Raw genomic sequence first — 9691 nt, 5'->3', positions numbered from 1 at the left:
GAAGAAAAAGGCAACAAATCTTGACTGAAAGTTGCCACTTGATGTAAGAAGAATTAACAGGTTGGATGATGCCTATGAAGTGGCAACTTTCGTCCGGAACAGGTGGCAACTTTCACCGGAATGCGCAGTATTTTCAAGTGTTTCAGAAAAAACAGGATAGGGAGTATTCTTAAACTTCTCAGGATCAATACGTTCGAGACAAAGGTAAATGGGGGTATCAACGTAAAGAATAACTCCTAACAAGCCATGGAAGGCCTCTTTAAGCCTCTGCCCGAGAGGACCTAAACCAGTTGATTCCACCAGGGCATTTTCATGTTCCAGAACCGCCTGCACAAACATTTCCTGAGCATACAGATCTGATTCAATATCACCCTTTCCGTATTTCCTTCGGAAATCATCAATTCTGAGAATGGAGTACTGTGGATACCTGATCTTTAATACATCAAGCAGTGTGGATTTCCCGGAATTTATATTACCGAATATAAAGATTCTCATGCTAAAACAATGTCCTTTTTCATAAGTTTATAAAATAGAAGGAAAGTTATCAGGGAATCAAAGACAATTCCCAGACCAAACAGGATGGCTATACCAGTCAAACTGGGGATGAAGATTCCCTTCAGGTACATTGCATATGCCCCGACATAAAAGATGAGATTCGTTGCCAGTGACTGTATAAGCATAAGGTCTGTTCTGCCGATCCCATAAAAGATACTATCTATAACATTGTTGTAGGCAAATACAATGTAGAAAATGAGAGAGATTAGGGCGATATTGAATATATCAACCGGGTTCTGGACACCCATGACATTCACAAGAAAGCTTTTCCATAAGGGGATGGTCACGATCCAGAGCAGTACGATTATTGTCGTCAGTGACATATACCCCCGGAAGTTTCTATTTATATTATCAGAGTCTTCGGCGCAGTCCCTTTTTATCAATTCACCCAGTGCCAGAACAGGGAGGAGCAACCATCCCCAAATAAAGTTATTTGTGACCCAGAAGGTCCCTTGTTCATTCACTACATTGATCATCCTGAGTATCACAATCATAAAGGCAAGATTCCGGACTAAGGACTCAACACCGGAATATCCTCCGATTCGCAGCCACTCCCGTGTCCAGCTAAATGAGAGGGTACGCTTATTCCCGAGTACCCTATAACCTGACTGAGAGAGGAAGAACAAACAAATTCCGACCAGAATTACATTAGTTAAAAGATTTGAGAAGGCAATGCCATTGACTCCGATATTCAGAGAAAATGGCAATGAGCTGATCAGCAGGGTATCAAAGAAAAGGGAGAGGAACATCTGAGTGGCTAAAAAGATATAAATGTAGCGTTCTTTATTGATCAGAATAAAAACAGGGAGAAGAAAACGAAATAATATTGAAAATACAACGGCCAAAGATTCCCAGCGAATATATGTGACTGTCGCAGAAACAAGATCAGCCTGTTGAGCCATAAATATCACCAGAGGTTTAGCCATCAGAGAGATAAGAATGGAAAGCACACAGTAGAGGCCAAAAGTAATGATAAGACCAGTGCGCAAACGGTTTTCCGTATCTTCCTTGTTTTTGAGGACTTTGCCGAATAAGAAAAAAACAGGCAGCAGAATGGCCTCATTTACAATCTCATACAATAAATTCACCCATGAGAGTTGAGATGCAATATTAACTCCCCAGTCACTGGGTATATTACCCAGAAAGCGAACTCTCACAGCCATATAGATGGCAGGAAACAGACCGGATAATAAAAGGGCCATCAACATTTTATAATTGATCTTCTTCAGTGATATTCCAGTTTCTTGAAACATAGGTTCTCCTTATGGTTTTGCCACCAGCTGCTACCTCACTGATGACAAATCTATTAGCTGATATCAGTCCTCAGATTCGATGTAGTCTTCATTGTTTGGATTGTGGCCATCAGACCAGTCATCCATATCTGCATCGTTGTTGGGATTATTAATATCCGAATAGAGATCCAGTTCTTCCTGAGACATTTCATTAGTATCCATAGTATTCTCCAATAAAACTTGGAGCGCAATAAACGCTACCTGAAAGGGTTAATGACAAATAAACGATCTTGTTATCCAGTACCACAAGCTGGTAGCAGCCATCAGTACCGGGATTCTTATGTTTAAAAGTCATCCAATATATAAAATATCCCTTCAGTAAACTTTTGTCCACTTTTTATTCGGTAATAATTAGATATTTACAGAAAGATGGCAGAGAATTAAATAAGTGTTTCAAACGGCAGTCAACAATGATAGAAATCGATCTGATTAAGGAGTAGATATATGGAAATTCAAGAATTACTGGAAAGTATTCATAATTGCCCATATCTTGCAGATGAAAAACTACACTGTGGTCGGGATAATTTTGCCCATCCACACACTACAGCTGCAAAAGATTCACAAAAGATAATGCTTGTAACGCGTGATCCATCAAATCAGGCGAATAGATTGAAATCAGTACTTGATATTGAGAACAGCTTCTTTTCTGGTAAAATACTCCCAATACTATTCAATGAATATGATATAAACGAATTTGAAACCTTTAGAAAGCGCTTCGAAAAATTGGTTTATTGGACCCATTATCAAAAATGCTTTCCAGGCGTCACAACAAACGGGCATAAACAACCTACAAAAACATGTGCAGATCGGTATCTGACCAAAGAACTTGAACTTATAAATCCAGATCTACTTATATTAGTAGGTTCCCACTCTATTGAATTTTTTACAGGAAATAAACAACTTCAGGCGATTGAACGGAATGGGCATAATAGCATTGAAGTAAAAGGTCAATCTGTAAAAGTAATCAGCTTAACTCATCCATCAAATGCGAACAATAAAGCTAAAAATGATCCCCAATATAAATTTACAGAAACAAAGTCTCTTATTAAGGATAGTGTTAGAGATCTGGAAACTATTTAATATTATCTGACTATCGCCCAGTATCTTGAAAAATGTGCCTGGCGGGCTTAATGCAGAGGAGGCCATACTCAATGATTCCCCCCATATTAGAAATTGTCTTGCTCGCACCCCTCTCATCCCCTACAATAAAACCATGTCAGAAGAGTCCTCCAGGGAATACAAGCAAACATTAGATTACTACAACACTCAGGCAGCAGAAGCATTCCGTTTATATACATCAAAACAGAGTCCCTTCAAGGGCAAGTTTTCCCAATGCTTTCCACCCAGGAGTAAAATCCTCGATATGGGAAGTGGATCAGGGCGGGATGTAAAGAGTCTTTTAGATCAGGACTACGATGCTTATGGAATTGATGCATCCATAGAACTTGTAAAATTGGCAAAACTCAGCTTATTAGATCAATCTGACAGGATACAGGAAGGCTCCCTACCCGATAATCTTCCAGCAGATATCCAGGAGGATGACTGGGATGGCATCCTCTGTTCTGCCGTCTTTCAACATATTCCGGATAATCATCTATTTGATTCTACATTTACAATCCATCGACTCCTCAGGATGGGAGGAAGACTCTTATTAACAATTCCTATTGCTTATCCGGATATAAATAATGATAGAGATCCCAAGGGAAGACTTTTCAGAATACGTCCAGTAGAGGAATATATATTCTTATTCGAAAGGATCGGTTTTGAGCTTATCAGTCAGGAAGAGAGATCTGACAGCTTAAATCGAGATCAATTATCCTGGGGAGAGCTTCTCTTTCAAAAAAAGAACCTGAATGGTATCAGAGCCATTGATAAAATTGAATCATTCATCCGGGAAGACGCCAAAGTCTCCAGCTACAAGTTTGCCCTCCTCCGGGCCCTGGGAGAAACGGCATCAACCTCCGCCCGCATGGCCTCTTGGCAGAGTGATGGAACGGTCCACATTCCAATAGAACCGATTATTCACAAATGGATAGAATACTACTGGCCTCTCCTACTCACTGATGATGGAAAACGAATCTATCAGGGGCAGAAAATAGAGGGTAAAAAGGATATCACTTTCCGGACTGAACTCGAATCTTTAATCCAATACTGGGAAGAAAAAGGGGACGGCTGGCGGAAATTCAAAGGGTCTTTAGAAAGAGAGAGCTTTACAGAAATCGAACAGAGACTCTATCAGGAAACTGTTAAAAAAATCCGGACAGCACTGCTTAACGGACCGGTCAAATATATGGGTAATATAAAGACGGGTCCTGTCTTTGAAAATCATAAGAAAGAAATTGGTCTGCCCGCGGATCTATGGTCTGAGTTCTCCATGATGGGCCGGTGGTTTGAAGATTCCCTGATGCTGCGCTGGGCTGAGTTCTGTGCCAATATATCCAACCAGCCCGAAGGAGTCAATTCTTCTCTCATCCTCAGCAGAATGCTTTCAATGAATGAAACAGCCCGGAATGTATCCCTTTCTAAAAGCATATATGACAGATTAGAACAAAAGACAGAACTTCACTGCGTATGGTCGGATACCAGACTTTCTTCCTACGACCTGGATCATGCCATTCCCTACAGCCTGTGGCGAAACAATGCTCTCTGGAATCTCTTTCCGGCTGACAAAAAAGTGAACAACAGCAAAAGGGATAAACTACCCGAAAGACTTTTTCTGAAAAGCCGGGAATCCCGCATAAGAGGATACTGGGATATGTGCTATGAGACAGAACCCCTTCTCTTTGAAAAAGAGTTGAAATCCCTTACGGGGAACTCAAACTTCAGTAAAAAAATCAGTCTGGATATCTTCAGGCAGTTTTGTGAACAGGTAGAGGTTTTGGCTTTACAGAATGTTGTGGAGAGGTGGCAGACTTAAAAAACTTATCCTACAGCCATCTTAGCAGCACTTTGCCACAAGACAGGTGGAATTGCCTTTTCCAGCTGCCAGTTAATAGACATGGGCCTCTCCCCTTTATGGGAAATATAGTTCACTTTTCCAAGAAGCCAGTAAGTGTCGGTAAGTCCAAAACTGTCTTTTTTGGTTTCCCTTGCAAAAAGCAGCATATCCCATCCTATTTTTTGATGATTGATGTATCTTTGACCTGTTTCTGAAGACTCTCGAGTCGCATTCTGACTCTGCCAGTGAAACAATGTTTCACTCACTGCATAATCTTCATATTGGATACTAGGAGAAAAATCCTTCTCAGATTTATTCAAGGTGACCATCATAAGGGAACAACTGCAACGACTTAAGTGCAATGTCCCTTCTCTCCAAGAATACATCTTTTCGGGTGTATGCTGTCCTGCTAAAGCAAGTAACTGATCCCGAGTATAGTGAGCATGAACAAACAATCCAGGTATTTTAGTTTCCAGAATTGGTTCGACAATATGATCGACCCGCTCTTTCATTGCCAGAACCAATTCAGAAAGTTCATTCTTAAAGAGCTTATACTTATTCAGGGCCGCAATAGCATCGCTGGTCGTTGAGAAGCCGGTTTTATTTAAGGGTTTCTTCCATATATCAAAATAGAACACCAGAAGATATACAGATACATTCTTGATACCATCAACATTAAAATCATTGATGATAAGATCTTGAATGAAGTTTAAATACTCAATCGAATCCACATGAACAAGACTACGAAGTGATCGCAACAGGATTAATTCTTCAGGGCTCACAACATCATCTACTTTTCCCTTTGGAACCTTTAAGATTTCCCAACTGTTTCTATTTGCATAAAGGATTCTCATATCTAATTTATGGTATGAGATGAAGTTGTGAATCGTTAAATCCTGACCCGTGGAATTGTAAAACAGACTGATTTCATTACGTAATCGTTTGGCATTGAATACGGATTTCTTTATGTTCTCTAGTATAAATTCTTCAGCCTGTTCTTCCATACGAATGGTACAGCCAGAAGGAAGATGTGGAAAACCTTTCTCAATTTCATCTTCAATTCTATGACTTGTCTTTCCAATAAGGGCTCGAAACTTCTCAGAAAAATTATACTGCTCATGAACCTGGCTCACAAAGTCTAATACAGTAAGACACTCTTTATTATCTGAAAGTCGTAGTCCTCGCCCCAACTGTTGCAGATAGACAGTAAGGCTTTCGGTAGGTCTCAAAAATAATACAGTATCAATTTCGGGAATATCTATTCCTTCATTGAATATATCCACAACGCAGAGATAATTGATCTCCCCATTTCGTAATTTTCTCTGATAATCCTTTCTTTCATTATCATTGTCATTACTGGTGAGAGAAACTGCTTTTAATCCAACTTTTCTCAGCTCCTTCGCCATAAAGTCTGCATGGGATTTTGTAACACAGAAACATAAGGCTTTTACAGAACCTGGATCATTAAGATAGTACTTGAGAGCATCAAGGATTCTATAGACTCTAGCTTTTACGGATAGAGTATTCCCTAACTCTTCCTGCTTATATGCCCCCCGAACCCAGGGAACAGAGCGTAAATCTACTGATTCATCAGATATACAAAAATATTGAAAAGGAGATAGCAATTTCAATTTCATAGCATCTGGTAATCGAATCTCTGCAGCAATCTTATTGCAAAAATCGGGCAATAGACTATTACCATCCATCCTCTCAGGAGTCGCGGTTAGCCCCAGTAATACCTTAGGTTTGTATTTCTCAATGAGGACTCGATAGGTATCCGCCTTTGAGTGATGGGCTTCATCTATGATAATAAAATCAAAGAAGTCTGAACCTATACGATCTTGAAAGAACTTTTTTTGTGAATTAAAGGTCTGGATAGACATAAAAAGATGTTCAAGATTCCCGTTGCCCGGTTTATGCTTCCCAACCCATAAGCGTCCAAAGTCATGATACTCTGCGCCAAGAACTGAACGAAAGATCCCTCTGGCTTGTAATAGTATTTCTTCTCTATGGGCTATGAATAGAAGGGATGCTTTTTCTTTTTGCGATTGAAAAAGCCGTTTAAAATCGAAGGCGGAAATAACAGTCTTACCAGTACCTGTTGCAGAGACAACCAGATTTCGAAAATAACCGTGATCGATACGCTCCACATGGAGTTTTTCTAAAACTTCCTTTTGAAATGGGAAAGGTGATATTTGAATATACGACTGTAGCTCTTCTTCCCTTTTTGAATGTTTCTCTCGTTCCAATGCCTTTGAAAATCGCTCTATACCACCAATTTCAAAATCCTCAAAATCAGTACTATTCCAATAGTGTTCAAAGGTAGCTTTCGCTTTTTCGATAATATGCGGATTTTCCTGGCTCGTTACACGAAGATTCCATTCAAGTCCCTTGGTTAGAGCCGAACGTGAGATATTAGATGATCCAATATACGCAGTATCCAATCCGTTATTTCTTTCAAAGATATATGATTTAGCATGCAGACGCTCATGAGAGGTATTGTAGGAAATACGTATTTTTGTGTTAGGTAGTTCAGATAGAAACTCCAGAGCTCTTGCTTCTGTAGCCCCCATATAAGTGGTAGTCAGAACTCTTACTTCAACCCCATCATTCTGTGTAATCTCCCTAAGAATCTTTTCAAACAGTACTAAACCGGACCATCTGATAAAAGAAACTAGCAAATAGATTCTATTGGATGAAAGCATATCCTTTTCAATCTCTGTATCAATGGAGATATCAGCATTGCTTCCAGTAAACAAAGTACTAACAGATAAACCGGACTGAGGGATTTTCCGCTTTAACTCATGCCCAAGCTGTTTATCAGTTTTACCAATTTTACCTAAAATACCAGTAAGGATTGCATTCTCATGTATCTGAAGGTCATCAATATTTTCTAATGATATTTGTGAATCAATAAACTGTAATAGTTCATTACAGAAACCAATTTGACTCTGAATATCCTTACTGTTCTTATGCCTCTCTTTCAAAGCATATTGAAAGATCTTTTTGATATGTAGGGACAAAAGCAATACAGCCTCTTCACTTTCTAGAGTTCTTGTTTCAAAGCGATACTGTTTATGATCGAGAGATTCCAGTTTACTGGATATTGACTGAGTTATGAGTGTTTCGTAAATTCCCTCTGTAAGCATTAACTATCCTTAAGATTCTATTATTCAGAATTTATTTTACCCATTAAATCATCACTCCAATTTGATTAGAGAACCGGAAGCAGGCGTGAATAATGCCTTCAAAACAGAAAAGCATGATTTATGAAATTCGTTAATACCATTTCAATTTTTTATTATATAGTTCTGTATTAATATACAGTACTATTTGTATCAATTAATCCTGATTGTATAAAATTTGCTAAGGGAAATGGATCTTCATCATTCTTCTTTGAAAAATTATTTGCCAAATTTATCAGATCACTTGCTGTTAATAGAGCAATTTGAACATCATTTTTTATTTGATACATTCTTGCTTCTTTTACCGATTCTTCTGTAAATGAAGGGCCGATGACCAAGAAAGTTGCAACTGGTTTTGATGATGATGTTATGTATCTGTCAAATTGTTTTATATGATCTTTAAGGTTTACACTTGTTTCTTTTGATTTATTATCCCACAGAATCAATTTGTCCTTATATGATAAAATTCCATCAGGATGTTCAGTTCCTGTCAATTGTAAGGGTCTATGACCTAGCTTTTGTTCGAAAATATAATATGTACCTTGTTCAAAATAGTGTTCACATTCTAAATCTTTTTTAATCACATTTTGCTTTCTTAATTCAGTCAAATTTCTCGAAGCTAATTCACAGAAATACTCATAATATTTCACTCTCGGATCTTCCAAATTATCAGAGATAGGGCTGTCTTTAATTTGATCATAATAATCTACAATTCTTGAAATCAATTCACTTTTTTGTCCTGAAGAAACAAGGGATAATTCTTTACACCATTTCGATAAATCTGAAGAGTCCAAACCATCTCTTGGACTATACCCACCCAGAAGAATAGATGGCCGTATATGATTTACAATAGTTTCCTGGAGGTCTTCCATATTTGCATATTTATCAAGATATACACCTGCTTGTTCAATTGTTTTATGATAGAAATTTTTGTTTCTAATAGATTTATATTGGACTAATTCAAAATAGCCATGATACTTAATTTCTATTCCCCATATAACTCTAAGTGTTTTGCCAATTTCCTCAGGTATAACATCATAATCAATTTTATCATTAGATCTAAAACTTAATAATAACCCTTCAGATTGTAATTCTTGTCTACATTTCTTTATTTCATCTCTCAAATGAATTTCATTCTTTTTCTTTGGGAAATAAGCAAGCTGTGCCTCAAGAATCTGATATTCTTTTTCAGTAATGTTCAACTTATTTTTTAGCTTTTCTATTAGATTTTTTTCATCGGGTGAGATATCATCATTTCTTTCCCAGGCCGCTTCTAGAATAAACTTGAATAAATCAATATTATTATTCTTTTCTTTACTTTTATATTCAATCTCCTCATTTGACAACTTAACAATTTCTTGCTCATAGTCAATAACTGCTTGATCAGTCTCTTGTTGAGGGAGCATAAAATCATCTTTATTTAACAAAATTGTTTTTAGTATTATTTGATGCAATATCCGTATATTTCTATCTGGGTGAAAGATTAAGTCTGTTAATGTTTTTCTTACATTTTCTTCATTATAATATTGGGGTGCTGTTTTAATAATGGCTCCAGAGAGCTGATCATCATTCAAATTTCGGTAATCAATTACATAAGGACTAGCTATTCTTTTTTTATCTTGTTGTGTTGGAAAATTATCCACTATTTCTGTAAATTTCATATTTTCTCCTTAATAACTTACTTAATACCAAATTAAATAGAATACCGAAAACTAATATAA

7 protein-coding genes are annotated in these 9691 nt (G+C 37.6%); 2 read left to right on the top strand and 5 right to left on the bottom strand.

Features of this window, described 5'->3' with window-relative positions; all coding sequences use genetic code 11:
- Positions 1-72: 72 nt before the first annotated feature.
- From DV872_RS22630 to DV872_RS26865, 3 genes are all read right to left on the bottom strand, one after another.
- The gene (locus DV872_RS22630) at positions 73-495 is read right to left on the bottom strand and encodes a hypothetical protein (protein WP_114632245.1); all 423 of its coding nucleotides are present in this window, start codon (positions 493-495) and stop codon (positions 73-75) included.
- Positions 492-1808 (bottom strand): MATE family Na+-driven efflux transporter, encoded by a 1317-nt coding sequence (locus DV872_RS22625; protein WP_114632244.1) that lies wholly within the window; start codon positions 1806-1808, stop codon positions 492-494. Before DV872_RS22625 ends, DV872_RS22630 begins: the two co-directional genes overlap by 4 nt.
- A 63-nt stretch (positions 1809-1871) precedes the next feature.
- Positions 1872-2009, bottom strand: coding sequence for a hypothetical protein (locus tag DV872_RS26865; RefSeq protein ID WP_171832162.1), 138 nt, complete (start codon positions 2007-2009; stop codon positions 1872-1874).
- A 282-nt stretch (positions 2010-2291) separates the two neighbouring features.
- On the opposite strand from DV872_RS26865, the gene DV872_RS22620 reads away from it, so the two are divergent.
- Together DV872_RS22620 and DV872_RS22615 are read left to right on the top strand one after the other, a co-directional pair.
- Complete coding sequence (locus tag DV872_RS22620; protein WP_114632243.1) at positions 2292-2927, top strand: uracil-DNA glycosylase family protein; 636 nt, start codon at positions 2292-2294, stop codon at positions 2925-2927.
- Positions 2928-3060: 133 nt separating this feature from the next.
- Positions 3061-4764, top strand: coding sequence for a class I SAM-dependent methyltransferase (locus tag DV872_RS22615; RefSeq protein ID WP_147283246.1), 1704 nt, complete (start codon positions 3061-3063; stop codon positions 4762-4764).
- Between the two features lie 5 nt (positions 4765-4769).
- Here DV872_RS22615 and DV872_RS22610 read toward each other — a convergent pair whose 3' ends face one another.
- Both DV872_RS22610 and DV872_RS22605 read right to left on the bottom strand, forming a co-directional pair.
- Positions 4770-7772: a DUF3427 domain-containing protein gene (locus tag DV872_RS22610; protein ID WP_171832161.1), complete on the bottom strand. Its 3003-nt coding sequence runs from the start codon at positions 7770-7772 to the stop codon at positions 4770-4772.
- A gap of 329 nt (positions 7773-8101) precedes the next feature.
- Positions 8102-9631, bottom strand: a complete 1530-nt coding sequence (locus DV872_RS22605) for a hypothetical protein (RefSeq protein WP_114632240.1) — start codon at positions 9629-9631, stop codon at positions 8102-8104.
- Between the last annotated feature and the right edge of the window lie 60 nt (positions 9632-9691).

The organism is Oceanispirochaeta sp. M1 (genome assembly GCF_003346715.1).
In the GTDB taxonomy this organism is placed as follows: domain Bacteria; phylum Spirochaetota; class Spirochaetia; order DSM-2461; family DSM-2461; genus Oceanispirochaeta.
The sequence above is the reverse complement of the archived record's forward strand: the minus strand, read 5'-3'. Positions and strand labels throughout refer to the sequence as shown.

Excerpts from the sequence above, each read along its gene's own strand:
- DV872_RS22630 (WP_114632245.1), bottom strand. The coding sequence starts at position 495 with ATGAGAATCTTTATATTCGGTAATATAAATTCCGGGAAATCCACACTG.
- DV872_RS22625 (WP_114632244.1), bottom strand. The coding sequence starts at position 1,808 with ATGTTTCAAGAAACTGGAATATCACTGAAGAAGATCAATTATAAAATG.
- DV872_RS26865 (WP_171832162.1), bottom strand. The coding sequence starts at position 2,009 with ATGGATACTAATGAAATGTCTCAGGAAGAACTGGATCTCTATTCGGAT.
- DV872_RS22620 (WP_114632243.1), top strand. The coding sequence starts at position 2,292 with ATGGAAATTCAAGAATTACTGGAAAGTATTCATAATTGCCCATATCTT.
- DV872_RS22615 (WP_147283246.1), top strand. The coding sequence starts at position 3,061 with ATGTCAGAAGAGTCCTCCAGGGAATACAAGCAAACATTAGATTACTAC.
- DV872_RS22605 (WP_114632240.1), bottom strand. The coding sequence starts at position 9,631 with ATGAAATTTACAGAAATAGTGGATAATTTTCCAACACAACAAGATAAA.